This window comes from Pseudomonas sp. HOU2, assembly GCF_040729435.1.
Taxonomy (GTDB): domain Bacteria; phylum Pseudomonadota; class Gammaproteobacteria; order Pseudomonadales; family Pseudomonadaceae; genus Aquipseudomonas.
The window spans coordinates 2984097-3010416 of the sequence record NZ_CP160398.1 but is presented as its reverse complement, the minus strand read 5'-3'; the positions used below and the strand labels follow the sequence as shown (position 1 = coordinate 3010416).

23 protein-coding genes are annotated in these 26320 nt (G+C 61.2%); 11 read left to right on the top strand and 12 right to left on the bottom strand.

Annotation, left to right across the window (positions count from 1 at the left end; translation table 11 throughout):
* Window positions 1-5 precede the first annotated feature (5 nt).
* Entirely contained in the window at window positions 6-2231 is a 2226-nt protein-coding gene (gene ppk1, locus ABV589_RS13600; RefSeq protein WP_204894057.1) for a polyphosphate kinase 1, read from the top strand.
* 171 nt (window positions 2232-2402) lie between these two features.
* Here ppk1 and ppx read toward each other — a convergent pair whose 3' ends face one another.
* From ppx to ABV589_RS13575, 5 genes are all read right to left on the bottom strand, one after another.
* Window positions 2403-3905: an exopolyphosphatase gene (gene ppx, locus ABV589_RS13595; RefSeq protein ID WP_027610472.1), complete on the bottom strand. Its 1503-nt coding sequence runs from the start codon at window positions 3903-3905 to the stop codon at window positions 2403-2405.
* A 242-nt stretch (window positions 3906-4147) separates the two neighbouring features.
* The gene (locus ABV589_RS13590) at window positions 4148-4885 is read right to left on the bottom strand and encodes an amino acid ABC transporter ATP-binding protein (RefSeq protein ID WP_047596700.1); all 738 of its coding nucleotides are present in this window, start codon (window positions 4883-4885) and stop codon (window positions 4148-4150) included.
* The gene (locus ABV589_RS13585; RefSeq protein ID WP_007968438.1) at window positions 4872-5522 is read right to left on the bottom strand and encodes an amino acid ABC transporter permease; all 651 of its coding nucleotides are present in this window, start codon (window positions 5520-5522) and stop codon (window positions 4872-4874) included. The genes ABV589_RS13590 and ABV589_RS13585 overlap by 14 nt, the downstream gene beginning before the upstream one ends.
* On the bottom strand, window positions 5519-6187 hold the full coding sequence (locus ABV589_RS13580; RefSeq protein WP_007968436.1) for an amino acid ABC transporter permease: 669 nt from the start codon (window positions 6185-6187) through the stop codon (window positions 5519-5521). The genes ABV589_RS13585 and ABV589_RS13580 overlap by 4 nt, the downstream gene beginning before the upstream one ends.
* A gap of 22 nt (window positions 6188-6209) precedes the next feature.
* A complete protein-coding gene (locus tag ABV589_RS13575; RefSeq protein WP_367086152.1) occupies window positions 6210-6995 on the bottom strand; it encodes a transporter substrate-binding domain-containing protein in 786 nt (261 codons plus the stop codon).
* A gap of 256 nt (window positions 6996-7251) precedes the next feature.
* Between ABV589_RS13575 and ABV589_RS13570 the strand changes: the two genes are divergently transcribed.
* The 6 genes from ABV589_RS13570 to ABV589_RS13545 all read left to right on the top strand — a co-directional run bounded on the left by ABV589_RS13570 (window position 7252) and on the right by ABV589_RS13545 (window position 14616).
* The gene (locus tag ABV589_RS13570) at window positions 7252-7959 is read left to right on the top strand and encodes an FCD domain-containing protein (RefSeq protein ID WP_367086151.1); all 708 of its coding nucleotides are present in this window, start codon (window positions 7252-7254) and stop codon (window positions 7957-7959) included.
* Between the two features lie 120 nt (window positions 7960-8079).
* Window positions 8080-8409 (top strand): thioredoxin TrxA, encoded by a 330-nt coding sequence (trxA, locus tag ABV589_RS13565; RefSeq protein ID WP_003206727.1) that lies wholly within the window; start codon window positions 8080-8082, stop codon window positions 8407-8409.
* 248 nt (window positions 8410-8657) lie between these two features.
* Complete coding sequence (gene rho, locus ABV589_RS13560; protein ID WP_003229334.1) at window positions 8658-9917, top strand: transcription termination factor Rho; 1260 nt, start codon at window positions 8658-8660, stop codon at window positions 9915-9917.
* Between the two features lie 194 nt (window positions 9918-10111).
* Window positions 10112-12112 (top strand): acyltransferase family protein, encoded by a 2001-nt coding sequence (locus ABV589_RS13555; RefSeq protein WP_367086150.1) that lies wholly within the window; start codon window positions 10112-10114, stop codon window positions 12110-12112.
* Between the two features lie 69 nt (window positions 12113-12181).
* Window positions 12182-13648 carry a 4-hydroxy-3-polyprenylbenzoate decarboxylase gene (ubiD, locus tag ABV589_RS13550; RefSeq protein ID WP_003229330.1) on the top strand — a complete coding sequence of 489 codons (1467 nt, stop codon included), beginning with the start codon at window positions 12182-12184 and terminating at the stop codon, window positions 13646-13648.
* On the top strand, window positions 13648-14616 hold the full coding sequence (locus ABV589_RS13545) for a CDP-6-deoxy-delta-3,4-glucoseen reductase (RefSeq protein ID WP_329697061.1): 969 nt from the start codon (window positions 13648-13650) through the stop codon (window positions 14614-14616). The genes ubiD and ABV589_RS13545 overlap by 1 nt, the downstream gene beginning before the upstream one ends.
* Window positions 14617-14664: 48 nt before the next feature.
* Here ABV589_RS13545 and ABV589_RS13540 read toward each other — a convergent pair whose 3' ends face one another.
* The gene (locus ABV589_RS13540) at window positions 14665-15138 is read right to left on the bottom strand and encodes a sn-glycerol-3-phosphate transporter (RefSeq protein ID WP_367086149.1); all 474 of its coding nucleotides are present in this window, start codon (window positions 15136-15138) and stop codon (window positions 14665-14667) included.
* A gap of 353 nt (window positions 15139-15491) precedes the next feature.
* Here ABV589_RS13540 and ABV589_RS13535 point away from each other — a divergent pair, with 353 nt between their 5' ends.
* A complete protein-coding gene (locus tag ABV589_RS13535; RefSeq protein ID WP_047596692.1) occupies window positions 15492-16160 on the top strand; it encodes a gamma-glutamylcyclotransferase in 669 nt (222 codons plus the stop codon).
* Here ABV589_RS13535 and glpT read toward each other — a convergent pair.
* Window positions 16136-17485, bottom strand: a complete 1350-nt coding sequence (gene glpT, locus ABV589_RS13530; RefSeq protein WP_003229323.1) for a glycerol-3-phosphate transporter — start codon at window positions 17483-17485, stop codon at window positions 16136-16138. The genes ABV589_RS13535 and glpT overlap by 25 nt on opposite strands.
* A gap of 225 nt (window positions 17486-17710) precedes the next feature.
* On the opposite strand from glpT, the gene ABV589_RS13525 reads away from it, so the two are divergent.
* Window positions 17711-18340, top strand: coding sequence for a flagellar basal body-associated protein FliL (locus ABV589_RS13525; protein WP_367086148.1), 630 nt, complete (start codon window positions 17711-17713; stop codon window positions 18338-18340).
* Between the two features lie 178 nt (window positions 18341-18518).
* Entirely contained in the window at window positions 18519-19133 is a 615-nt protein-coding gene (locus tag ABV589_RS13520; RefSeq protein ID WP_367086147.1) for an energy transducer TonB, read from the top strand.
* A gap of 82 nt (window positions 19134-19215) precedes the next feature.
* On the opposite strand, the gene ABV589_RS13515 is transcribed toward ABV589_RS13520, so the two are convergent.
* Window positions 19216-20193 (bottom strand): NADPH:quinone oxidoreductase family protein, encoded by a 978-nt coding sequence (locus ABV589_RS13515; protein WP_367086146.1) that lies wholly within the window; start codon window positions 20191-20193, stop codon window positions 19216-19218.
* Window positions 20194-20343: 150 nt separating this feature from the next.
* Here ABV589_RS13515 and ABV589_RS13510 point away from each other — a divergent pair, with 150 nt between their 5' ends.
* The gene (locus ABV589_RS13510; RefSeq protein WP_027610485.1) at window positions 20344-20751 is read left to right on the top strand and encodes a flagellar basal body-associated protein FliL; all 408 of its coding nucleotides are present in this window, start codon (window positions 20344-20346) and stop codon (window positions 20749-20751) included.
* Between the two features lie 16 nt (window positions 20752-20767).
* On the opposite strand, the gene ABV589_RS13505 is transcribed toward ABV589_RS13510, so the two are convergent.
* From ABV589_RS13505 to ABV589_RS13490, 4 genes are all read right to left on the bottom strand, one after another.
* The gene (locus tag ABV589_RS13505) at window positions 20768-21886 is read right to left on the bottom strand and encodes an ABC transporter permease (RefSeq protein WP_367086145.1); all 1119 of its coding nucleotides are present in this window, start codon (window positions 21884-21886) and stop codon (window positions 20768-20770) included.
* Window positions 21886-24612, bottom strand: coding sequence for a ribosome-associated ATPase/putative transporter RbbA (rbbA, locus tag ABV589_RS13500; protein ID WP_367086144.1), 2727 nt, complete (start codon window positions 24610-24612; stop codon window positions 21886-21888). The genes ABV589_RS13505 and rbbA overlap by 1 nt, the downstream gene beginning before the upstream one ends.
* Window positions 24609-25574: an efflux RND transporter periplasmic adaptor subunit gene (locus tag ABV589_RS13495; RefSeq protein WP_367086143.1), complete on the bottom strand. Its 966-nt coding sequence runs from the start codon at window positions 25572-25574 to the stop codon at window positions 24609-24611. The genes rbbA and ABV589_RS13495 overlap by 4 nt, the downstream gene beginning before the upstream one ends.
* A gap of 121 nt (window positions 25575-25695) precedes the next feature.
* Window positions 25696-26145, bottom strand: coding sequence for an EVE domain-containing protein (locus ABV589_RS13490; protein ID WP_007968408.1), 450 nt, complete (start codon window positions 26143-26145; stop codon window positions 25696-25698).
* Between the last annotated feature and the right edge of the window lie 175 nt (window positions 26146-26320).

Sequence of the window (26320 nt, the reverse complement as noted above, 5' to 3'; positions counted from 1 at the left end):
ATTCGATGAATACCGAAGGACTCACTGAAGTTGCAGTAAAAGAAGCTCAACCGGTGGTGGAGCAAATCACCGAAACTCCGCCGGAACTCGAGCCTGCGCCACCCGCGCCGGTCACCGAAGCCGTCGCGGCGGCGCCAGTGATTGCGATCCCGGGCCTGGATGACAGCAGCCTGTACATCCACCGCGAGCTCTCGCAACTGCAGTTCAACATCCGCGTGCTGGAACAGGCGCTGGACGAGTCCTATCCGTTGCTGGAGCGGCTGAAGTTCCTGCTGATCTTCTCCAGCAACCTCGACGAATTCTTTGAAATCCGCGTCGCCGGCCTGAAAAAGCAGATTACCTTCGCTCGCGAACAGGCCGGTGCCGACGGTTTGCAACCGCATCAGGCGCTGGCGCGGATCAGCGAGTTGGTGCACGGTCACGTTGACCGCCAGTACGCGATCCTCAACGACATCCTGCTGCCGGAGCTGGAAAAGCATCAAGTGCGCTTCATCCGTCGCCGTCACTGGACGACCAAGATCAAGACTTGGGTGCGCCGCTACTTCCGCGACGAGATCGCGCCGATCATCACCCCGATCGGCCTCGACCCGACGCACCCGTTCCCGTTGCTGGTGAACAAGAGCCTGAACTTCATCGTCGAACTGGAAGGCATCGACGCCTTCGGTCGCGATTCCGGTCTGGCGATCATCCCGGCACCGCGCCTGCTGCCGCGGATCATCAAGGTTCCGGAAGAAGTCGGCGGCCCGGGCGACAACTACGTGTTCCTGTCGTCGATGATCCATGCCCACGCCGATGACCTGTTCCAGGGCATGAAGGTAAAAGGCTGCTATCAGTTCCGTCTGACCCGAAACGCCGACCTGGCGCTCGATTCCGAAGATGTCGAAGACCTAGCGCGCGCCCTGCGTGGCGAGCTGTTCTCGCGGCGCTACGGTGATGCGGTGCGTCTGGAAGTCGCCGACACCTGCCCGAAACACCTCTCGGACTATCTGCTCAAGCAGTTCAACCTGAGCGAGACCGAGCTGTATCAGGTCAACGGCCCGGTCAACCTGACCCGTCTGTTCAGCATCACCGGTCTGGACAGCCACCCGGAGCTGCAATACACGCCGTTCACCCCGCAGATCCCGAAACTGCTGCAGAACAGCGAGAACATTTTCAGCGTCGTCAGCAAGCAGGACATCCTGCTGCTGCACCCGTTCGAGTCGTTCACCCCGGTGGTCGATCTGCTGCGCCAAGCGGCGAAAGACCCGCATGTTCTGGCGGTGCGCCAGACCCTGTACCGGTCCGGCGCCAACTCCGAGATCGTCGATGCACTGGTGGACGCCGCGCGTAACGGCAAGGAAGTCACCGCAGTCATCGAACTGCGTGCACGCTTTGACGAAGAGTCCAACCTGCAACTGGCCAGCCGTCTGCAAGCGGCCGGTGCGGTGGTGATTTATGGTGTGGTCGGCTTCAAGACCCACGCCAAGATGATGCTGATCCTGCGGCGTGAGGCCGGCGAGATCGTGCGTTACGCGCACCTCGGCACCGGTAACTACCACGCCGGCAACGCCCGTCTGTACACCGACTACAGCCTGCTGACTTCCGACGACGCGTTGTGCGAAGACGTCGGCAAACTGTTCAGCCAGTTGATCGGCATGGGTAAAACCCTGCGCATGAAGAAACTGCTGCATGCGCCGTTCACCCTGAAGAAGGGCATGCTCGACATGATTGCCCGGGAAACCCAGTTCGCCCTCGACGGCAAACCGGCGCACATCATTGCCAAGTTCAACTCGCTAACCGATCCGAAGATCATTCGCGCGCTGTACAAGGCCAGCCAGTCCGGCGTGCGCATCGATCTGGTGGTGCGTGGCATGTGCTGCCTGCGTCCGGGGATTGCCGGGGTTTCGCACAACATCCATGTGCGCTCGATCATCGGTCGCTTCCTTGAACACACCCGAGTGTTCTACTTCCTCAACGGCGGCGAGGAGCAGATGTTCCTCTCCAGCGCCGACTGGATGGAGCGCAACCTCGACAAGCGCGTCGAGACTTGCTTCCCGGTGGAAGGCAAGAAGCTGCTGACCCGCGTCAAGAAAGAGCTGGAGCTGTACCTGACCGACAACACCCATAGCTGGAGCCTGCAGTCGGATGGCCGTTACATCCGCAACACGCCAACCGGCAACCAGAACCCGCGCAGTGCGCAGGCGACGCTGCTGGAGCGGCTGGGCAGCCCGATTCTGCCGGTGAGCAGCTGACCTTCAGCCCAATAAAAAAGGCGATCCCCACGGATCGCCTTTTTTGTGGCTGTCGTTCACCCACCTGTGGCGAGGGAGCTTGCTCCCGCTGGACTGTGCAGCAGGCCCATGCTTTTAAAGAAAGGGCCGCTTCGCGCCCCAGCGGGAGCAAGCTCCCTCGCCACAAGGTTATCAGTGGACTGTTAGCACGATGCCAACCCGCGTCAGCCAGTCGGCCTCAAGGCCAAAGTCGGCCTGGGTCAGCTGATTCTCATCCAGCCAGTTCTCCGGGAATTCCACGTCAAGGGTGTTGCCTTTGGCGTGCAGCGTCACTTGCGGCATCGCCTGGGTGCCACGGATGTGGTGGAACAGGATCGCGAAGCGCAGCAGCACGCACAGGCGGATCAGCTTGTCGCCGTCGTCACCGAACTCGGCGAACTTGTCCTTGGGGATGTTGCGGCGATGGCCGCGCACCAGCAGGGCGAGCATTTGCTGGTCTTCGCGGGAGAAACCGGCGAGGTCAGAGTGCTCGATCAGGTAGGCGCCGTGCTTGTGGTAGTGATAGTGCGCGATGTCGAGGCCGACTTCGTGGACTTTCGCCGCCCAGCCCAGCAGTTCACGCCAGATGCCGTCATCCAGCTCCCAGTCCGCGGCGACCTGATCGAAGGCGTGCAAGGCTTTACGTTCGACTCGCGCGGCTTGTTCCAGGTCAACGTGATAACGCTCCATCAGCGAAGTCAGGGTGCGTTCGCGCACGTCTTCGTGATGATGGCGGCCGAGCAGGTCGTAGAGCACGCCTTCACGCAGCGCGCCTTCGCAATGATCCATGCGTTGCAGTTCGAGGGCGTCGAAGATTGCTTCGAGAATCGCCAGGCCCGCCGGGAAGATCGCCCGACGGTCAGGCTTGATGCCTTCGAAGTCGATCTTGTCGACATCCCCCAGTTTGAACAGACGACGTTTGAGCCAGGCCAGGCCTTCGGCGTTGACTTCGCCGGTGCCATGCCCGCCGGCCTTCAGCGCCAGGCCGATGGCGCGGATGGTGCCCGAGGAGCCGATGGCCTCATCCCAAGTCAGGCGGTGCAGGGCGTGCTCGATGCTCATGATCTCCAGCCGTGCCGCGGTGTACGCCTGGGCGTAACGGGCCGGGGTGATCTTGCCGTCCTTGAAGTAGCGTTGAGTGAAGCTGACGCAGCCCATTTGCAGGCTTTCGCGCAGCAGCGGTTCAAAACGCTGCCCGATGATGAATTCGGTACTGCCGCCGCCGATGTCCGCCACCAGACGCTTGCCCGGGGTGTCGGCGAGGGTGTGCGAAACGCCCAGATAAATCAGCCGCGCTTCTTCACGGCCGGAGATGACTTCCACCGGGTGGCCGAGGATTTCTTCGGCGCGGTGGATAAATTCCAGGCGGTTGCGCGCTTCGCGCAGGGCGTTGGTGCCGACGATCCGCACGGCGCCCAGTGGCATGCCGTTGATCAGTTGGGCAAAGCGCTTGAGGCAGTCGAGGCCGCGCTGCATCGATTCTTCGTTGAGATGGCGCTCATCGTCGATACCGGCGGCGAGCTGCACTTTCTCTCCGAGGCGCTCCAGAATGCGGATTTCACCGTTCTGGGCCTTGGCCACGACCATGTGGAAGCTGTTGGAGCCCAGGTCGATTGCGGCGATCAAGGACAGATTCTTGGCTTTGGATTGCGGCATGGTCAGGGGGTCTCGGTCGATAACCCCGCCATCGTGCCACGATCAAACGCTGACGCCAACGCGCATGGCTCAAACCGTTGATCCAACACAGCTTCTGTGGCGAGGGAGCTTGCTCCCGCTGGGCTGCGAAGCGGTCCTGAAGCCATTCACCTTGCGATTCAGGCAAATCGCGGTCGACAGGTTTCACGACTGCTGCGCAGCCGAGCGGGAGCAAGCTCCCTCGCCACAGAGGATGTGCCGGCTCAGTTGGCGGCTTCCACGGTGCCAATGAAATTCGCCAGCTCCGCCGTCTGCGGATTGGCAAACAACACCTTCGGATCCCCCACTTCATGCACCTTGCCATGGTGCATGAACACCAGCTTGTCGCCGACTTCCCGGGCAAAACGCATTTCGTGGGTGACCATGATCAAGGTCATGCCTTCCTTGGCCAGTTGGCGCACCACGGCGAGCACTTCGTTGACCAGTTCCGGGTCCAGCGCCGAGGTGATTTCGTCGCACAGCAGCACTTTCGGCGACATCGCCAGCGCCCGGGCAATCGCCACCCGCTGTTGCTGCCCACCGGACAAACGATCCGGGAAGGCGTCGAATTTCTCCCCCAGCCCGACGCGCTCCAACATCTTGCGCGCCAGTTCGGCCGCCTTGGCCTTCGGTACTTTCTGCACCACTTGCGGGGCGAGCATCACGTTTTCGCCCACGGTCAGATGCGGGAACAGGTTGAACTGCTGGAACACCATGCCGACTTTCTGCCGCAGGCTGCGCAGGTCGGCGCGGGCGGCGTCGAGGTATTCGCCATCGACTTCGATCACGCCGTCGTTGATCGACTCCAGGCCGTTGAGGGTGCGCAGCAGGGTCGATTTGCCCGAGCCGCTGCGGCCGATGATCGCCACCACCTGGCCTTCCTCGACGCTCAGGTCGATGCCTTTGAGCACGTGGTGATCGCCGTAGTATTTATGCAGGGCGGAAATTCTAAGCAGAGGCATGCAGTCTCCTTTCCAGGTAGCGCGCACTGAGCGACAAGGGGTAGCAGAGCAGGAAGTAGCCGAGGGCGACGAGGCCGTAGACCATGAACGGTTCGAAGGTGGCGTTGGCGAGCATGCCGCCGGTCTTGGTCAGCTCGGTGAAGCCGATGATCGAGGTCACCGCCGTGCCTTTCACCACTTGCACCGAGAAACCCACGGTCGGCGCCACCGCGATGCGCAGCGCCTGCGGCAGGATCACGTAGCGCAACTGCTCCAGTGGATTCAGTGCCAGGCTCGACGAGGCCTCCCACTGGCCATTGGGGATCGCTTCGACGCAACCGCGCCAGATCTCCGCCAGATAGGCGCTGGTGAATAATGTCAGGGCAATCGCCGCCGCCATCCACGGCGAGATTTCAATCCCGGCCAGCGCCACGCCGAAGAACACCAGAAACAGCTGCATCAGCAGCGGTGTGCCCTGGAACAGCTCGATCCAGGTGCGAGCGATGTTGCTCGGCAACGGGTTCTTCGAGATGCGCATGACCAGAATCAGCAGCCCGACGATCCCGCCACCGATGAACGCCACCAGCGACAGCGCCAGCGTCCATTGCAGGCCGGTGAGCAGGTTGCGCAGGATGTCCCAGAAGGTGAAGTCGCTCATCGGCTGCTCCTTGCGATATAGCGGCGACCGACCCAGTTCAGCAACTGGCGGATCAGCAGCGCCATGCACAGGTAGATCAGCGTGGTCAGCGCGTAGGTTTCAAAGGCGCGGAAGTTGCGCGATTGAATGAAGTTGGCAGCGAAGCTCAGCTCTTCGGTGGCGATCTGCGAACACACCGCCGAGCCGAGCATGACGATGATGATCTGGCTGCTCAGGGCCGGCCAGACCTTGCCCAGTGCCGGCAGCAGGATCACGTGGCGGAACGCTTCGAAACGGCTCATCGCCAGTGCGGCGGCGGCTTCCAGTTGGCCGCGCGGAATCGCCTGGATGCCGGCGCGAATGATCTCGGTCGAGTACGCACCGAGGTTGATCACCATCGCCAGCACCGCTGCCTGCCACTCGGAAATCTGCACCCCAAGCGACGGCAGGCCGAAGAAGATGAAGAACAGCTGCACCAGAAACGGCGTGTTGCGGATCAACTCGACGTAGACGCCGAAGAGTGCCGAGAACGGGCGGATGTTCCACGCCCGCACCAGCGCGCCGACGATGCCCACGCCAACCCCGAACAGCGCACCAATGGCCGTCAGTTCCAGGGTGAACAGGGCGCCGCGCAACAGCAGGTCGGTGTTTTGCAGCACCGGCATGAAATCGAACTGATAAGCCATCGATTGTCTCCCGCGCGCCCGATCAGAGATCGGCCGGCAGTGGCTCCTTGAGCCAGGTCTGCGAGTTTTTCTCCAGCGCACCATCAGCCTTGGCGGTGGCGAGGATCTCGTTGACCTTGCCCAGCAGCGCCGGCTCGTTCTTGTTCACGCCGACGTAGACCGGCGAATCCTTGAGCTTCACTTTCAGCGCCGGCACGCGTTTCGGGTTCTTCTCGCTGATCGCCACCATCACCACGTTGCCGCTGGCGATCAGGTCCACTTGCCCGGCGAGGTAGGCGGCGATGGTCGAGTTGTTGTCTTCGAAACGTTTGATGGTCACGCCTTCGGGGGCGACCTTGGTCAGCTCGATGTCTTCGATCGCACCACGGGTGACGCTGATGGTTTTGCCCTTGAGGTCGTCAAGGCTGCTGATCGCTGCGTCAGGCGGGCCGAACACCGCGAGGTAGAACGGCGCGTAGGCGTGGGAGAAGTCGATGACTTTCTCGCGCTCCGGGTTCTTGCCCAGGCTGGAGATCACCAGATCGACCTTGCCGGTGGTGAGGAACGGAATGCGGTTGGTGCTGTTGACCGGGGTCAGCTCGAGTTTGACCTTGAGTTGCTCGGCCAGCAGTTTTGCCGTGTCGATGTCCAGACCACGGGGTTTCATGTCCGGGCCGACCGAGCCGAACGGCGGGAAGTCCTGAGGCACGGCGACTTTCAGTGTGCCGCGTTTGATCACGTCGTCCAGACCGTCGGCGTGGGCGGGGGCCTGGCTCAGCAGCAGGCTGGCAAACAGGGCGGTGAGGAGGGCGCTGTAACGCAGGCTCATGGCAAATCTCCGGATCGGCGGGAAGTGATTTCTGCGATCGGATAGAGCATGCGCCGTGCCAATACCCGGATTTATCCCCGGCAGGCCGCGGGTTTGCCGGGTTTCTTCGGTCTTACTGGTCTGAACAGTCAGGTTGTTTTTCGCACTCCGATAGCGCATCGGCAGCGGGCACCGAACCCTGCTGGGGCACGACTTGCCGGATCCGGCGAATAGCTTTACAACTAGCCGCACCTTGGCTTGGCTCGTCTGAAAAACCATGAACTCGATCTCTCGCGCCGTACCCGAAGTGGCGCTGCAAGCCATCCGCAAACTGATCACCGAACAGGGCTTTGGTGCGGGTGATGCGTTGCCGTCGCAACGGGATCTGGCGGTGCAACTGGGGGTCAGCCGGGCGTCGTTGCGGGAGGCGCTGTCGTCGCTCAGTGCGCTGGGCGTGGTCAGCATCCAGCCGGGCAAAGGCGTATTCGTGCAAACACCGGTGGAGATCACGCAGGGTGACAATGCGCCGGGCTGGCCGTTTGCGGCGCAGGCTTCCCCGCTGGACATCTTTCAGTTGCGCTATGCGCTGGAGGGTTTTGCCGCCGGGCTGGCAGCGGTGACCCTGAGCACGTTCGACCTGGATGCGCTTGAGGACAATGTCGCGGCGATGCGCGAGCAGTTGAAGGCCGGCGATTTCGAGGCGGCGGCGAAACTCGACTTCGAATTTCACCGGCGCATTCTGCTGGCCAGCGGCAATCAGGCGATGCTGAGCATCCTCACCGCCAGCGCCGAGATCTTTCTGGAGAGCCAGAAGCTACCGTTCATCCGCGCCGAACGGGCACTGGAAACCTGGCAGGAGCATCGCAAGATCCTTCGTGCGCTGGCACGCCGGGCATCCGCTGCGGCCCAGAAGGCCATGCAGGAACACGTGCGCAACGCCGCCCTGCGCACCGGAATTTCCTTCATTGCCCCCGCCACGGCGTGACTTGGGCTATACCCAAACTCATCGAGTGCCATAGCAAGACTCAATCAACTGCAGCTTCCTGAACAAGGGAAGGGCGGCTATGATGGGCCACGTTTTTTTGCTTACAACCTGGAGAATTCCATGAGCAGCGATCTTATCAAACACGTTAGCGACGCCAGCTTCGAAGCCGACGTACTCAAGGCCGAAGGCGCTGTACTGGTCGACTACTGGGCTGAATGGTGCGGCCCTTGCAAAATGATCGCTCCGGTTCTGGACGAGATTGCCGAGACTTACAAAGGCAAGCTGACCGTTGCCAAACTGAACATCGACGAAAACCAGGAAACCCCGGCCAAGCATGGCGTGCGTGGTATCCCGACGCTGATGCTGTTCAAGAACGGCAACGTTGAAGCGACCAAAGTCGGCGCCCTGTCGAAGTCGCAACTGGCTGCTTTCCTCGACGCCAACATCTAAGCGTCGCAGTAAATCGCCGAAAAAAAGCCTCGCAATTTGCGGGGCTTTTTGCGTATTCAGGGCTAGACGCTCCGAAACTCAGGTGGTACATTCGGCCCCGCACTGGTTTCTCCACTGCCCCCTGCTAGCCGTCGCCGACGCACTCCTTTTCGAACAAGTTCGCGATCCTGTCGCCTTCTCCGCGGCGCGGCCTCATTAAGCCAAAAGCTTAATTTCCCCCCCTCCATAAATGATTACGTCATTCCTATATGAATCTGACTGAACTCAAGCAAAAGCCGATTACCGAACTGCTCGAATTGGCCGAACAGATGGGCATAGAAAATATGGCCCGTTCGCGCAAGCAGGACGTGATTTTCTCCCTGCTGAAAAAGCACGCGAAAAGCGGCGAGGAAATCTCCGGTGATGGCGTGCTGGAGATTCTCCAGGACGGCTTCGGCTTCCTGCGCTCCGCTGACGCTTCCTACCTGGCCGGCCCGGACGATATCTACGTCTCGCCGAGCCAGATCCGTCGTTTCAACTTGCGCACCGGTGACACCATCGTTGGCAAGATCCGCCCTCCGAAGGAAGGCGAGCGTTACTTCGCTCTGCTCAAGGTCGACACGATCAACTTCGATCGTCCGGAGAACGCGAAGAACAAGATTCTCTTCGAGAACCTGACCCCGCTGTTCCCGACCGTGCGCATGAAGATGGAAGCCGGTAACGGTTCCACCGAAGACCTGACCGGTCGAGTGATCGACCTGTGCGCCCCGATCGGCAAAGGCCAGCGTGGTCTGATCGTTGCACCGCCGAAAGCCGGTAAAACGATCATGCTGCAGAACATCGCCGCGAACATCGCACGTAACAATCCTGAAGTTCACCTGATCGTGCTGTTGATCGACGAACGTCCGGAAGAAGTGACCGAAATGCAGCGCACCGTGCGCGGCGAAGTGGTTGCCTCGACCTTCGACGAGCCGCCAACCCGTCACGTGCAGGTTGCCGAAATGGTGATCGAGAAGGCCAAGCGCCTGGTCGAACACAAGAAGGACGTGGTGATCCTGCTCGACTCCATCACCCGTCTGGCCCGTGCCTACAACACCGTGATCCCGAGCTCCGGCAAGGTGCTGACCGGTGGTGTCGATGCTCACGCCCTGGAGAAACCGAAGCGTTTCTTCGGTGCGGCGCGCAACATCGAAGAAGGCGGCTCGCTGACCATCATCGCCACCGCGCTGGTTGAAACCGGCTCGAAGATGGACGAAGTGATCTACGAAGAGTTCAAGGGTACCGGCAACATGGAGCTGCCGCTGGACCGCAAGATTGCGGAAAAGCGCGTCTTCCCGGCGATCAACATCAACCGTTCCGGCACCCGCCGCGAAGAGTTGCTGACCGCCGACGACGAACTGCAGCGCATGTGGATTCTGCGCAAACTGCTGCACCCGATGGACGAAGTGGCTGCCATCGAGTTCCTGGTCGACAAGCTGAAAACGACCAAGACCAACGACGAGTTCTTCCTGTCGATGAAGCGCAAGTAACATCGCCGGTTGAACCGATAAAAAGGGCGCCCCTTTGGGGGGCGCCTTTTTTTTGCATGAAATTTACCCCGGCAATGGGAGGTTCCTGATCTGGTAAGGTCTGTGATCGGGCAACCCACAAACAGCGCTCGGAGCCTCTGTGATAAGGCTCGTGCTGTACAAAAAACAACCATCTGATTGGCATTAAAGATTTTATGAGCACACTCGCTTATCGAAGGGATATCGACGGCCTGCGCGCAGTCGCAGTGATCGCCGTAGTGCTGTTCCATTTTGGCGTCCCGGGGTTTACCGGCGGTTTTGTCGGCGTGGACGTGTTCTTCGTGATTTCCGGCTACCTCATCACCTCGATCATCTGGAATCAGCGTCAGGCCGGGCGTTTCAGCTTCGTCGAGTTCTGGGCGCGGCGTGCGCGGCGGATTCTGCCGGCGCTGTTCGCGATGATCATTGCGGTGCTGGCGGTGGGCTGGTTCCTGCTGGCGCCCAAAGACTATGAAGAGCTCGGGCGCTCGGTGCGCTATCAGGTGACGTTCGTCTCAAACATCCTGTTCATGCGCCAGGACGGCTACTTCGACGTCGCCTCTGACCTCAAACCGCTGCTGCACACCTGGTCACTGGCGGTGGAGGAGCAGTTCTACATCTTCTTCCCGCTGCTGCTGACGTTGCTCTCGAGCCGCCTGAAACACTGGCGGCTGGCGCTGTTCGGCGTGCTGCTGGTGTCGTTCGGTCTGAGTGTGTGGGCGATCCAGCATCATCCGGAAAAGGCTTTCTTCCTGCTGCCGATGCGCGCCTGGGAGTTGCTCGCCGGAGCGATGCTGGCGGTCGCGCCGAAACACGCCTGGCGCTTGAAGCCGCTGGCCGCCCAGGCCTTGAGCCTGCTCGGCATGGGGTTGATCCTGCTGGCGGTGTTTGCCTATGACAAGTCGACGCCGTTCCCGGGTGTCACGGCGTTGCTGCCGGTGCTGGGCGTGGTGCTGCTGATTCTGGCCAACGGTCATCGCGAAACGCTGGTAGGGCAATTGTTGAGCAGCCGGGTGATGGTCGGCCTCGGGCTGATCTCCTATTCCTGGTACTTGTGGCACTGGCCGGTATTCGTGTTCTCCAGCTACGCCAGTGTCGATGAACCGGGCGCACTCGACACGGCCGGACTGATTCTGCTGACCCTGGTGCTGGGGTATCTGTCGTGGAAGTTCGTCGAAACGCCGTTTCGTGAACGGCGCTTGCTCGCCGGGCGGCGGCAGATTCTGCTGGCCGGTTTCTGCGGGATTCTGCTGCTTGGTCTGGCCGGGCAATCGCTGCGCTGGACCGATGGCCTGCCATGGCGCTTGTCCGAGCAAGCGCTGCAATACGCCAAGGGCCGCGAGTGGCGGCCGGAGCTGATGGCGTGTCTGGCGGATGACAAGACCCCTGACGACAAGCTGTTCTGCCAGTACGGCGTGAAGGATCTGCCGACCCGTGCGCTGGTCTGGGGCGACAGCCATGCCACGGCGCTGATCCCGGTGTTCGATGACGGTGCCAAAGCCCACGGTGTCAGCGTGATTCTGGCCAGTTCTCCGGGTTGTATTCCGGTCGACGGGCTGGAGCATGACGGTGTCTGTGCGCGCTTCAACAAGCGGGTCGAACAGGGGCTGAAAACCCAGGCGATCAGCGATGTGGTGCTGGTCGCTCGCTGGAGCCTGTACCTGTACGGTGACGCCAAGGGCGATCTGGGCCATGTGCTGCGAACGCCCGATGGCCGCTATGATCGTGCCGATGCCGAGCGGCGCTTTGCCGAGGGGCTGCATGCGCGGGTCACACAATTGCGGGTGGCCGGGCATCGCGTATGGCTGGTAAAAGAGGCACCGTTGCAGGCGTTCAGCCCGCCGTATCGGCTGACGCGGCTGGCGATGCTTGATCGTCCGGTGGATGACGTCGGTCTGGCCGTTGAGGCGCACCACAAGCGTCAGGTGTTCATCAGTCAGTTGTTCGCGCAGTTGGCGCAGAATGATCCGGCAGTGCGCGTGGTCGATCCGGCGCCGCGACTGTGTGATGAAAACGGCCTGTGTCACGCCGAACTCGGTGGGTATTCGCTGTACACCGATGACAATCACCTGTCCGAAGTCGGTGCGCGGTTTGTGGCGCCGATCCTTGAGCCGCTGTTTATCGGCCTGCAAGGCCGGGAAAACCTTGGCAAAGCGCAGACGAATGCAGCCAAGTAAGCAGCGACAGGCTGCCACAGGGCTGCATAGCAGGTAGGATGTACGCCTATTTTGAGGGTGCCATCGTCAATGAAATTCAAGGATCTTCGGGATTTCGTGCAGCAGCTTGAGCAGCGCGGAGAGTTGAAACGCATCCAGATTCCCGTCTCGCCGGTGCTGGAAATGACCGAGGTGTGCGACCGCACACTGCGGGCCAAAGGGCCGGCGCTGCTGTTCGAGAAACCCACCGGCTACGACATTCCGGTGCTCGGCAACCTGTTCGGCACCCCTGAGCGGGTGGCGATGGGCATGGGCGCCGAGTCGGTCAGCGAACTGCGCGAGATCGGCAAGCTGCTGGCCTTCCTCAAGGAGCCGGAGCCGCCGAAGGGCTTGAAGGATGCGTGGTCGAAACTGCCGATCTTCCGCAAGATCATTTCGATGGCGCCGAAAGTCGTCAAAGACGCGGTGTGCCAGGAAGTGGTCATCGAAGGCGACGACGTCGACCTGGCGATGCTGCCGGTGCAGACCTGCTGGCCCGGCGACGTCGGCCCGCTGATCACCTGGGGCCTGACTGTCACCAAAGGCCCGAACAAGGACCGCCAGAACCTCGGTATCTACCGTCAGCAAGTGATCGGCCGCAATAAGGTGATCATGCGCTGGCTCAGCCATCGTGGCGGTGCGCTGGACTTCCGCGAGTGGTGCGAGAAGCATCCGGGTCAGCCGTTCCCGGTCTCCGTGGCGCTGGGCGCGGACCCTGCGACCATCCTCGGTGCCGTGACGCCGGTGCCGGACAGCCTTTCCGAATACGCTTTCGCCGGTCTGCTGCGCGGTAACCGTACCGAGCTGGTCAAGTGCCGGGGCAACGATCTGCAAGTGCCGGCCACTGCCGAGATCATCCTCGAAGGCGTGATCCATCCGGGCGAGATGGCCGACGAAGGCCCGTACGGCGACCACACCGGTTACTACAACGAAGTCGACAGCTTCCCGGTGTTCACCGTCGAACGCATCACCCACCGGATCAAGCCGATTTACCACAGCACCTACACCGGCCGTCCGCCGGATGAACCGGCAATTCTCGGCGTGGCGCTGAACGAAGTGTTCGTGCCGATCCTGCAGAAGCAGTTCCCGGAAATCACCGACTTCTACCTGCCGCCGGAAGGCTGCTCGTACCGCATGGCTGTGGTGACGATGAAGAAGTCGTATCCGGGGCATGCCAAGCGCGTGATGCTCGGTGTCTGGTCGTTTTTGCGACAGTTCATGTACACCAAGTTCGTTATCGTCACTGACGACGATATCAACGCTCGGGACTGGAACGACGTGATCTGGGCCATCACCACGCGCATGGATCCCAAGCGCGACACGGTGATGATCGACAATACGCCGATCGACTACCTCGACTTCGCCTCGCCGGTCTCCGGCCTGGGCTCGAAAATGGGCCTGGATGCCACCCACAAATGGCCGGGCGAAACCACTCGCGAGTGGGGCCGCGTGATCGTCAAGGACGACGCCGTTACCCAACGGATCGATGCCATCTGGAATCAGTTAGGAATAGATTGATGCGTGTAACCCTGCAGCCCTCCGGAGCGGTGCTCGAGATACGGCCCGGCGAGCGGATTCTCGATGGTGCGCGGCGCCTGGGCTACGAATGCCCGCAAAGCTGTCGCAATGGCAATTGCCACGTGTGTGCGGCGCTGCTGGTGGAAGGCCGGGTCGAACAGGCCGGCAAGGTGCACGACCACGGCGAGTTCTACACTTGCATAGCCGAGCCGCTGGAAGACTGCGTCCTGTTGTGGGATGGCGTGCTCGCGCTGGGAGAACTGCCGGTGCGCAGCCTGTCGTGTCAGGTCATCGAATGCCGGGATGTCGGCGGCGACACCTGGCGCGTGCGCCTGCGGGCGCCGGCCGGCAAGCCGCCGCGTTATCACGCCGGGCAGTACCTGATGATCGAGCGCGAGAACGGCGAAAAATCGGCGTTCTCCATGGCCTCGGCGCCGCACGGCGGGCGCGATCTGGAAATCCACGTGCTGGCCCGCGAAGCCAGTGCGCTGAGCCTGATCGAGCAACTGCAACGCAACCCGTTGGTGCGCGTCGAACTGCCGTTCGGCGACACGCACCTTGCCGAACTGCCCGACGGTCCGCTGGTGCTGATCGCCGCTGGCACCGGCATGGGCCAGATCCACAGCCTGATCGAACACTGCCGCGCCAACGGTTTCAAACACCCGGTGCATCTGTACTGGGGCGTGCGCCGTCCGGAAGACTTCTACCAGATCGAGCATTGGGACGAATGGCTGAAGCTGCCCAACCTGTTCCTGCACAAAGTCGTCAGCGACCAGTGCGGTTGGGAAGGGCGCTGCGGGATGTTGCACCAGGCCGTGTGCGAAGACTTCCCGGATCTGAAGTCCCTGCACGTCTACGCCAGCGGCTCGCCGGCGATGGTCTATGGCACGCTGGATGCGCTGGTGGAAGCCGGCATGGATGCGCACCAGATGCGCGCTGATGTATTTGCGTATGCGCCTCGGTCTTGACCCGCGCGTTTGAACCGTGCGTTTGAGCTGCGCGTTTGAGTCCCGCCCCTAGAAACGCACGCCGCTAGTCACCATTGCTGCGTTGGCGCCGAGAAATACCAGCTCGGCAGCCAGCGGGCCATAGTGAGTCCCGACGGACGGAATGATCACCGGCGCAACGCCGTAGTGGTTCAACGGGATCTTGTCCTTGTAGTCACCGCGATAACCCTGCAACAGCCCACCGGTGACTTTCAGATACAGCGGATATTCGCTGCTGTCATAGCGCTTGCCGACATAGGCGTAGTTCGAGCGCTGGCGGAACGAGTTGCGGAAAGTTGCCCCGCCAAAGACCCAGCCGGAAGCCTGATTACGTTCGATGCCGATCAGGTCCTGATGATTATTGTGTTCGGGGTCGGGCGAATAATGTCGGGTGTAGACGCTGGTCTGGGCATACCAGAAGCCTTTGTCCTGTGCATCGTCCTCGGCCAATGCATGGCCGGCCTGAGTCATCAGCAATGCGGCCAGAAGTTTTGGGATTTTCATTGTTCAGCCTCGGTTAAACGGAATGGCTTGCGCCAGAGGAAGGCCGTTATACGTAGGCGTTCAGCGACGGAGAAGAAAGAAAGTCCGATATTTTAGTAGGAAGTTTCCCGCGCCTTCATGAACGAAACCTGAACGAGCGAAGGCTTATGCATATTTCATTCGGGTATTTAAGATATTTCTGCAATGGTATTAGGCTATATAAAACCGCATGGCCGGGGCTGATAATCCCCAATTAACGCTATCGGCAGGTCATACATCCTTTAGCACTTTTCGTTTTACAGTTACTGCTATATGTTCTATCAAGCGAATTGTGCTTACATCTTGTAATACTTGCGGGGCCGAACACTTCCGTCATGACAGCCATTGAATCTGCTTTTGTGAATCTGGCTTATCCTCCGCGGCTCGATCTGGGGCCGCAGCTGACCCACGAACAACTTCTCGTCTCGATGCAATCGACCATGGCGCGCCACAAGGGCGGGCCGGTGTGGCTGTTCGCCTACGGTTCGCTGATCTGGCGTCCGGAATGTACGGCGGTGGAGCGGGTGCGCGGGCGCGTCCATGGCTACCACCGAGGCTTGTACCTGTGGTCGCATGAGCATCGCGGGACGCCGGAAATGCCCGGGCTGGTATTTGGTCTGGATCGCGGCGGTTCATGCAGCGGCTTCGCCTATCGGCTGCCGGAAGAGAACCTCGACGCTGCGCTGTACGCGCTGTGGAAACGCGAGATGCCGTTCCCGTCCTATCGCCCGCACTGGCTCAACTGCCGGCTCGAAGATGGCAGTCAGGTTCAGGCGCTAGGGTTTGTTCTGGAGCGACACCTGCCCAGCTACGCCGGCAACCTGCCGGATCATGTGCTGAGCCAGGTGTTTGAAAGCGCTTGCGGGCGCTACGGCACCACTCGCGATTATGTCGAGCAGACCGCCCACGCCCTGCGCAGCCACGCCATGCCAGACCGGAATCTGGAGGCGCGGCTCAAGCGCTGTCAGTCAAAAGCCGATCAGGCGACGGCTTCACGGCTCTGACTGGCGACTTGTTTGTGCCATAGCGTCGGGGCCAGGAAGGCCATCGACAGCAGACAAGCGCCCACCAGCAGCACGAAACCACCGTCCCAGCCGAAGTGGTCAACGGTGTAGCCCATCGCCGCACTTGCCGCGACCGAACCACCCAGATAGCCGAACAGACCGGTGAAGCCCGCTGCCGTACCGGCGGCTTTCTTCGGTGCCAGTTCCAGCGCCTGCAGGCCGATCAGCATCACCGGGCCGTAGATCAGGAAGCCGATGGAGAACAGCGCGATCATGTCCACGGTCGGGTTGCCGGCCGGGTTCAGCCAGTACACCAGGGTCGCCACGGTCACCAGCGCCATGAACACCATGCCGGTCAGGCCACGGTTGCCACGGAAGATCTTGTCCGACATCCAGCCGCACAGCAGCGTGCCCGGAATGCCCGCCCATTCGTAGAAGAAGTAGGCCCACGAAGTCTTGTCGACGTCGAAGTGCTTGGCTTCTTTGAGGTAGGTCGGCGCCCAGTCCAGTACGCCGTAACGCAGCAGGTAGACGAAGACGTTGGCCATGGCGATGTACCAGAGCATTTTGTTGCGCAGCACGTATTTGACGAAGATTTCCTTGGCACTGAATTCGTCTTCGTGGCTGGCGTCGTAGCCTTCCGGGTAGTCGTTCTTGTACTTTTCGATCGGCGGCAGGCCGACCGATTGCGGGGTGTCGCGCATGGTGATGAAGGCAAACACCGCCACGCCCAGCGCCACCGCTGCCGGAACGTAGAAGGCTGCGTGCCAGTCATTGAACAGGCCCATGCCGATCAGGAACAGCGGGCCGATCAGGCCGCCGCCGACGTTATGCGCCACGTTCCACACCGAGACCACGCCGCCACGTTCCTTCTGCGACCACCAGTGCACCATGGTGCGTCCGCTCGGCGGCCAGCCCATGCCCTGGGCCCAGCCGTTGATGAACAGCAGGATGAACATCATGGTCACGCTGGACGTTGCCCATGGCGCGAAACCGAAAATGAACATCACCCCGGCCGACACCAGCAGGCCGAATGGCAGGAAGTAGCGCGGGTTGGAACGGTCGGACACCAGGCCCATCAGGAACTTCGACAGACCGTAGGCTATGGCGATGGCCGACATTGCCAGACCCAGATCGCCACGGCTGTAGCCTTCGTCGATCAGGTACGGCATGGCCAGCGAGAAGTTTTTGCGCAGCAGGTAATAACCCGCGTAGCCAAAGAAGATACCGGCGAAGATCTGCCAGCGCAGGCGTCGGTAAGTGCTGTCTATTTTTTCTTCAGGCAATGGAGCCTGATGTGCGGCAGGACGAAAGAAAGCAAACATTCAAGAGCTCCAGATTTCTTGTTTTGACTGCGGATGCGAATGTTACAGTTTCGTTACCGAAAATAGCACCAGTTCGCATTGGCAAAACAGTGGAAATGTTGGAATTCGCGCGTTCTTTTACGAACCTGTCGCTCAGCTGTAAGAACAGGGCGTTTTCACCACTTATGAACATGGAGTGACTTAGACTCGCGGCCCGTCCAGCCGATTGATCAGCCGAGATAAGCAATGTCACTGAAGGTTCGCATGTTGGTGCCGAGATTTTTGGTGGCAGCGGGACTTGCCGTCGTGTTGCTGACATTGATTGTCACCGATCATCCCGCCCATTCCGGTCTGCGCAATGCCACGGTGCTGATCATTCGACATGCGGAAAAACCGGATACGGGATCGGTGCTCAATGCCCGAGGCGAACAGCGCGCCGCTGCCTATGTCGACTATTTCAATCCGCTGCAGGTCGACGGCCAGGCACTGGTCCCGCAGCGTTTGATCGCTGCTGGCGACACCCCGGAGAGTTCGCGCTCACGCCTGACCCTGACCCCGCTGGCCCAGCGCCTGAACCTTGTGATCGAGCAGCCCTACGTCAATGGCGACCTGCATCAACTGGTCAAACTGTTGCGCAAGAGCAATCAGGCGCAGACGGTGCTGATCGCCTGGCATCACGGCCATATCAATAAACTGCTCAAAGCCTTTGGCGGCGACCCCACGGCGCTGATGGGCCAGGAAAAATGGCCGGATGAGGTCTTCGACTGGCTGATCGTCCTGCGCTTCGATGACAAGGGACGGTTGATTCCGTCCCGCAGCCTGAAGGTGCAGGAGCACCTGTTGCCAGGTGACTCGGCCGGGCCGAGCGGCGGCTAAACGTCCGTCAGAAAATGTACCTACTCCCATTTACCCAGCGATTTCGTCAGATTTCCCGTCGGGATCAGGAAATGTCCTGCATCCAAAAGCGAAGCTGCGCCATTCAGTTAAAAGGCCGCGCTCCGTAACCTTTGTGCTGTTGCCGGATAAGGCATCTCACTCGGGAAGGGGCGCGATCATGCGGTGGTTTTTTGCGGGGCTTTTATTGACGATCTTCAGTCTTGCACTGGCGGCAGAAGGTTTACTGATACCTGAAAACAATCCCCAGCCGATTTACCCAAAGATGTTGTCCAGGGCTGGGGTCGAAGGCGAGGTCAGGGTCAGCTTTATCGTCAAGGCGGATGGATCGGTCGGCGCGATCGAGATTGTGCGAAGTGATCACCCCGATCTGGCTGAGGCGGTCAAAGACGCAATAACACAGTGGCGCTTCAGACCCTGGACGGTTGAAGACGGTCGGCCTGCGCAGCAGTCTGTCGTGGCGCCGATGCTCTTTCGATTGGCCAGGGATCAGCCGATCGACATCAACCAGTGGCTGAAGTCAGTAAAGTGTCGGGTCATCAATGACGGTTTCAGGAACATGCCTGAGCACGCCTGGGTCGACGCAGAAGTGTTTAATTACACCCGTGCTTACGTTTCGAACGTGATCCACAAGAGTCAAATGGCCGATGAACAACGTCTGGCAATAATCGCCAAGATGAACCGACGCGTACCGATGATCGTCAGAGGCTGCCGGGAAGCCCCTATGCGTAGATACATGAGTTTTCTGCCGGGAGAGGTTCGTGAGTTGCTTTGAAAACCAGCGCCGCCGAAAGTGACACTGCGTTGCTGCCTGGCGCGGATCAGGCCGGCGCCGAGAGTCACCGGCCTGAAAAAACTCAGCGCACCTGCACCACCACCTTGCCCACCGCCTTGCGCTGCCCCAGATCATTGATTGCCTGCGCCGCATTGCTCAGTGGGTACACCTGCGACACCAGCGGTTTCAACTTGCCCTCGGCGAACCAGCCGAACAACTGCTGGAAGTTCGCCGCGTTGTCCTGCGGCTGGCGCTGGGCGAAGGAGCCCCAGAATACGCCGAGTACCGCTGCGCCCTTGAGCAGCGCGAGGTTGACCGGCAGTTCGGGGATGCGTCCGCTGGCGAAGCCGACCACCAGCAGCCGTCCGTTCCAGGCGATGGCGCGGATGGCCTGGTCAAACAGGTCGCCGCCGACCGGGTCGTAGATCACGTCGGCGCCCTGGCCGTCGGTGAGGCGTTTGATTTCATCCTTGAGGCTGGTTTCGCTGTAGTTGATCAGTTCATCGGCGCCGGCGGCCTTGGCCACGGCGAGTTTTTCCGCGCTGCTGGCGGCGGCGATGACCCGGGCACCCATGGCCTTGCCGATTTCCACTGCCGCGAGGCCGACGCCACCGGAAGCGCCGAGCACCAGCAAGGTCTCGCCCGGTTGCAGATTGGCCCGTTGTTTGAGGGCGTGCATCGAAGTGCCGTAGGTCATGCTGAACGCGGCGGCGCTGTTGAAGTCCATCGACGGCGGGATCGGCAGTACGTTGTAGCCCGGCACCGCGACCTGTTCGGCGAAGCTGCCCCAGCCGGTCAGGGCCATGACCCGGTCGCCGACTTTCAGATGGCTGACTTTCTCACCGACGGCGCTGACCACGCCGGCCGCTTCGCCCCCCGGCGAAAACGGGAAGGGCGGCTTGAACTGGTATTTGCCCTCGATGATCAGCGTGTCCGGGAAGTTGACCCCGGCGGCGTGCACCTCCAGGAGGATTTCGTTCTTCTTCGCGACAGGACTGGCGACGTCTTCCAGCACCAGCGATTCGGCAGGGCCGAAGGCTTTGCACAGCACGGCTTTCATCAGGGCTATTCCTTTGGGAGTGATGGCCGATAAGTGTAGGTGTGTCAGTCAACGGGTCAACGAGCATGCCCGGCCCTGATAGTCAGCCATAAGCTTGTGCTTGCGCGGCGGGTCGTTATGCTAGGCCGCAAACCGGATAAGGAGCGAATTGTGAAAGCGTGGATCATGTTGTTGCTGGCCCTGTCTCTGCCTGTGGCAGCGCTGGCCGAAGAAGCCAAAGAAGGCGAGGCGCCGAAGGTCAACTACATCACCCTGAGCCCGCCGTTCGTGGGCAACTACGGGCTGGACGGCACACCGAAGCTGAAGGTCTACAAGGCCGACGTGGCGCTGCGTGTGACCGGCGAAGAGGCGACCAAACTGGTCAAGGCCAACGAGCCGCTGATCCGCAATCAACTGGTGGCGCTGTTCACTCAGCAGACCACCGAGGCGATGGGCAGCATCGAAGGCAAGGAAAAACTGCGTCAGGAAGCCCTGAAGCAGACCCAGCAAGTGATGAATGACGAGACCGGCAAACCGGTGGTGGAAGATCTGTTGTTCAACAACCTGATCATTCAGTAACCACGCTGGCCGCTGTTCAGGACGCCAGGCTTTTGCGAAAGCGCGCCAGCGCGATGAGAAAGAACAGCAGGCCGATGGCCGTCAGCGCCAACAAGTCCGGCCAGACTACGCTCAGCCCGGCGTCGCGAAACAGAATCGCGGCGCTGAGGCTGACAAAGTGTGTGGACGGCGAGCCCTGCATAACCCACTGCAGCCACTGCGGCATGCTGTCCAATGGCGTGCTGCCGCCGGACAGCAGCAACATCGGGATGATCACCGGAATCGCCAGCAGGCCGAACTGCGGCGTCGAACGCGCGAGCGTCGCCAGAAAGATGCCCAGCGCGGTACTGGCAAACAGATAAACCGCAGTCACCAGCAAAAACAGGCTCATCGAGCCGGCCAACGGCACATCCAGCAGGCCTTTGACCACCACTTCCAGCGACAGCCAGGTGCACAGCACCACCACCAGCAGGTTGCTCCAGATTTTCGCCAGCATGATTTCCAGCGCCGTCAGTGGCAGCACCAGCAAATGGTCGAGCGTACCGTGTTCGCGTTCGCGCAGCAGCGCCGTGCCGGTGAGGATGATCGCCAGAATGGTGATGTTGTTGACGATCTGAATGACTGCCAGAAACCAGCCACCCTCCAGATTGGTGTTGAACAGGGCGCGGGTGGTCAGTAGCACAGGCGCCTTGGCGGCTGCATCGCCCTGACCGGCATAGTCGAGCAATTCGCGCTGGAAGATCCGGCCGATGTAGCCGGCGCCCATGAATGCCTGGCTCATGGCGGTGGCATCGACGTTGACCTGAATCGCCGGTTGCCGCGCGGCGAGCAAGTCGGTTTGAAAGCCCGCCGGGATGTTGATGACGAAGGTGTACTGACCGCTGTCCATGACCTGATCCAGTTGCGCATAAGGCAACAGCACCGGCGTCTGGAATTCCGGCGGCTGCAGGGCCTGGGCCAACTGGCGCGAGAGGGCGCTGTGATCTTCGTCGACGATCGCCACACTGGCGTTGTGCACGCCGATCACCGAGCCGGCGGCGGGCATGTAGATCGCCACGGTGAAGGCGTAGAACAGGAACAGCAGCAACACGCTGTCGTGGCGCAGGCTGGTCAGTTCCTTGAGTCCCAGGCGCAGGATGTGCGCGAACTTGTGCATCAGGCCTCCTGCTTTTTCAGCATGATCAGGCTCAGCCCGGTGAACCCGACAAAGAACCCGAACAGCGCCAGGCACTGTGGCCACAGCTGACGCAAGTCCAGCGCTTTGGTGAACGTACCCACCGCGATGTCGAGGAAGTGCCCCGCCGGAAACAGCATGCCCATCACTGCTGCCGCACCTTCCAGTGAAGAGCGCGGCACGATCAGCCCGGAGAACTGGATAGTCGGCAGGCTGGTGATGATCATGGTGCCGAGGATTGCGGCGATTTGCGTGCGGGTGAACGCCGAGATCAGCAGGCCCATGCTGGTGGTCGCCAACACGTACAGCAGACCGCCGAACGCCAGCGTCAGCAGGCTGCCCTTGAACGGTACGCCGAACAACCAGCGGTTCATCGCCACCAGCAGCGCCAGGTTGACCAGGCTGATCAACAGATACGGCGTCTGTTTGCCCAGCAGAAACTCCAGACGGGTCAGGGGTGTGGCGTAGAAGTTGGTGATCGAACCCAGCTCCTTTTCGCGGACGATGCCGAGCGCCGTGAGCATCGCTGGAATGAAGGCGAGGATCAGCGCCATGACCCCGGGGCCGATGGCGTTGACGCTGACCACGTCCTGGTTGTAGCGAAAGCGGGTTTCCAGACTGGCCGCCGCCGGGTGGGCCAGCGCGGGGCTGCTCTGCTCGGCCAGCTGTTGCAGATTGCCCAGGTGCACGGCTTCGACATAGTTACGGCTGGTTTCGGCGCGAAACGGCATGCCGCCATCCAGCCACGCCGCCACAGCGGGTTGGCGCCCGGCGTACAGATCGCGGCCGAATCCGGGGGGAATCTCCAGCGCCAGTTTGATTTCCGAGCGTTGCAGGCGCCGGTGCAGTTGCTGCGGATCATGAATGGCCGGCTGTTCGTCGAAGTACCGGGAGCCGCGAAACGCCTCCAGATAAGCCCGGCTTTGCGGTGTCTGATCCTGGTCGTACACGGCGAACGCGAGGTTTTCCACGTCCAGCGAGATGCCGTAACCGAAGATCACCATCATGAAAATCGCCCCGGCCAAGGCGAACGCCATGCGCACTTTGTCGCGCAGCAGCTCCTTGCCTTCGCGACTGGCCACGGCCAACAGGCGACCGAGGCTGAAACCGTGCTGGGGCACTGGTGTTGCCGCAGCGCTCGGCGGTGCCATTTGCGGCTCGGCCACAGGCGCTGATGGTTGAGCGCCCTGAGCCTGTTCCAGGCAAGTGACAAAGGCCGCTTCCAGCGTCTCCCCCGCAAACTGGCGTTGCAGCGCCGCCGGGGTGTCGCATGCGAGGACCTTGCCCGCGTGCATCAACGAGATGCGGTCGCAGCGCTGCGCTTCGTTCATGAAATGCGTGGAGAGGAAGATCGTCACGCCCTGTTCGCGGGACAACTCGATCAACAGTCGCCAGAAGTCATCGCGAGCTGCCGGATCAACGCCGGAAGTCGGCTCGTCGAGAATCAGCACTTCAGGGCGATGCAACACGGCCACCGCCAATGACAGACGCTGGCGCAGCCCAAGGGGCAGGGCACCTGACGGCTGATCAGCGACGCCGCGCAGATTGAAGCGCTCGATCAACGCTTCGATGCGTTGCGCGCTCTCGGTTTTGGGCAGGTCGAACAGCCGCGCGTGCAGTTCGAGGTTCTGCCGCACACTGAGTTCGCCGTACAGCGAAAAACTCTGCGACATGAAGCCAACCCGCTTGCGCGTGGCCAGATCCTTGGCATTAACCGGGTTGCCGAGCAGCGTCGCACTGCCTTCACTGGCCGGCATCAGCCCGGTCAGGACTTTCATGGTGGTGGTCTTGCCGCAGCCGTTGGAGCCAAGAAAGCCGAAAATCTCGCCACGCCCAATGGCAAAACTGACGTGATCCACAGCGGTGAAATCGCCGAAGCGCAGCGTCAGGTCGTGGGCTTCGATGGCGATGTCGCTGCTGTTGCCGGTGCGCGGTGGAATCACCAGCGGCTGAGCGTCATGCTGGCTGTCGCCCTGGAAGTGGGTGAAGGCGTCATCGAGTTTGCCGCTGGGGGTGACGGTGGCCAGTTCACGGCTCAGGCCGGTGGCAATCAACTGGCCGGCGTCGAGCATCAGGCAATGCTCGAACTGCTCGGCTTCTTCCATATAGGCCGTGGCGACCAGCAGCGTCAGTTGCGGGCGCTGGCGTCGCACGTCGTCGACCAACTCCCAGAAGCGCCGGCGCGAGAGTGGGTCGACGCCGGTGGTCGGCTCGTCGAGGATCAGCAGATCCGGTTCATGGATCAGCGCGCAACACAGCCCGAGTTTCTGTTTCATGCCGCCGGACAGCTTGCCGGCGGGGCGTTCGGCGAACTTCAGCAGATCCGTGGCGAGCAGCAGGTTGTGCATGCGTTGCTCGCTTTCAGCCTTCGACAGGCCGAACAGCGTCGAAAAGAACTGGATGTTCTCGCGGATCGACAGCTCCGGGTACAGATTGCCGCCCAGCCCCTGCGGCATGAAGGCGATGCGCGCATAGAGTGTGTCGCGATGCCGGCGATCCTCGATCGCGCCACCGAGCACCTCCAGTTGCCCTTGCTGCAAGGTCTTCACGCCGGCAATCAATCCCAGCAGGCTCGACTTGCCCGCGCCATCGGGGCCGATCAGTCCGCAGCGGGTGCCGGCGGGCAGGCTGAAGACGATGTCGCTCAGCGCTTGCTGTTTACCGTAGCGGTGGGCGATACCGGTCGCTTGAACCGCAAGGCCGCTCATTGCAGATTGGCCGGCCATTCGACGGGCGCGATCCGCACGTAGCCGGCCCCGGGCATGCCGGGTTTGGCTTGCGGCACGGCGCTGGGCTGAACCAGGCGCAGCTTGACGCGGAACACCAGTTTTTGCCGCTCGTCGCGGGTCTCGACCTCTTTGGGGGTGAACTGCGATTTGGCCGCGACGAAGCTGATTTTTGCCGGCAGCGGGTTATCGGGCAAGGCATCGAGCAGCACGCGCGCCTCATCGCCCACCGCCAGGCGTCCGGCCACTGCGGCTGACAGATAGAGATTCATGTATTGGTCGTTGGGATCGATCAGCAGCAAGACCCGGCCACCGGCGCCCAGCACTTCCCCCGGCTCGGCCATGCGCAGCTGGATCACACCATCAATCGGCGCACGCAGACTGCTGTCGTCAATTTCGCTGGTCAACTGTGCGACTTGAGCCTGTGCCGCGCCAATCGCCGCACTGACAGCAGACACCTGGGCCCGGGCAGCGACAACGGCAGCGTTGCCAGTGCCGATGCGTGACTGCAACTGATCGATGATCTGCGCGCTGACGTAACCGTGCTTGAACAGTGATTGCGAGCGACCGAGCTCCTGTTGGGCCAGCAGCAGCTCACTCTGGCGCAATTGCACATTGGCCTGAGCGGCGTTGAGATTTTCCCGGGCGCGCAACACTTCGGCTTCGGCCTCATGACGCTGGGCTTCGAGGGTACGGGTGTCCATGCGTGCCAGCAGTTGGCCCTTGTTGACCTTGTCGCCTTCGTCGACCAGTACCTCGGCGAGGCGCCCGGGGGTCTTGCTGGCGATCTGCACTTCAGTGGCTTCCAGCCGCCCGTTGCCCATCGACAGTCCTTCGACCAGGCGGCTGCTGATGGACATCCAGTAACCCAATCCGCCAGCGGCGGCGAGTAACACCAGGAGCGAACCGGCGTATAGAAGTGAAGAGCGGCTGTGCGTCGACATGGGGGCATCCTGCGGCAGTGGCTTCCAGTCTGACTGTTCAAGCGTTCCGTTCGCTTGATGTCAGTCAAATGAGCGTCAAGCCTAGCCCCTTTTGTCGGTAAAAACCGTGACCGGCAAGTTCTCAGCGCAAGCCGAGCACGGCGGCCCACTGTTCGGCCGTCACTGGCATGACCGACAGGCGACTGCCTTTTTGCACCAGTGGCATTTCGGCCAGCGCGGTCTGCTGTTTCAGGTAATCGAGCTTCAGCACCCGGGCAAACGTCTCGACGTGCGCAACATCGATCGCACTCCAGGCGTTTTTCTCGGGTGTGGCTTTTGGGTCGAAGTAATGGCTCTCGGGTTCCAGTGCGGTGGGATCCGGGTACGCAGCCTGAATAATCCTGCCGATTCCGGCAATCCCTGGCTCCGGGCAACTGGAGTGGTAGAAAAAGAACTCATCGCCAACGGCCATCGCCCGCAGGAAGTTGCGCGCCTGATAATTGCGAACCCCGTCCCAGCGCGCTGTGCCGAGTTTCTCCAAACCTTTGATCGAGAGTTCGTCAGGCTCGGATTTCATCAGCCAATAGGCCATGTCTTTTTCTCCTCAAGCGGTCATTGGGCAGGTTGTCGGGCAATTTTATGACAAACCGACGGTCGGTTGACGTCAGCGTTTGCGCCGAGGTTCACGTTGTCGCAAAATGCCGGCCTTTAAAGCTTGACGCTGCTGCACGGCCTACGAACGGAAACCGCTGCTGTCATCGTGATGA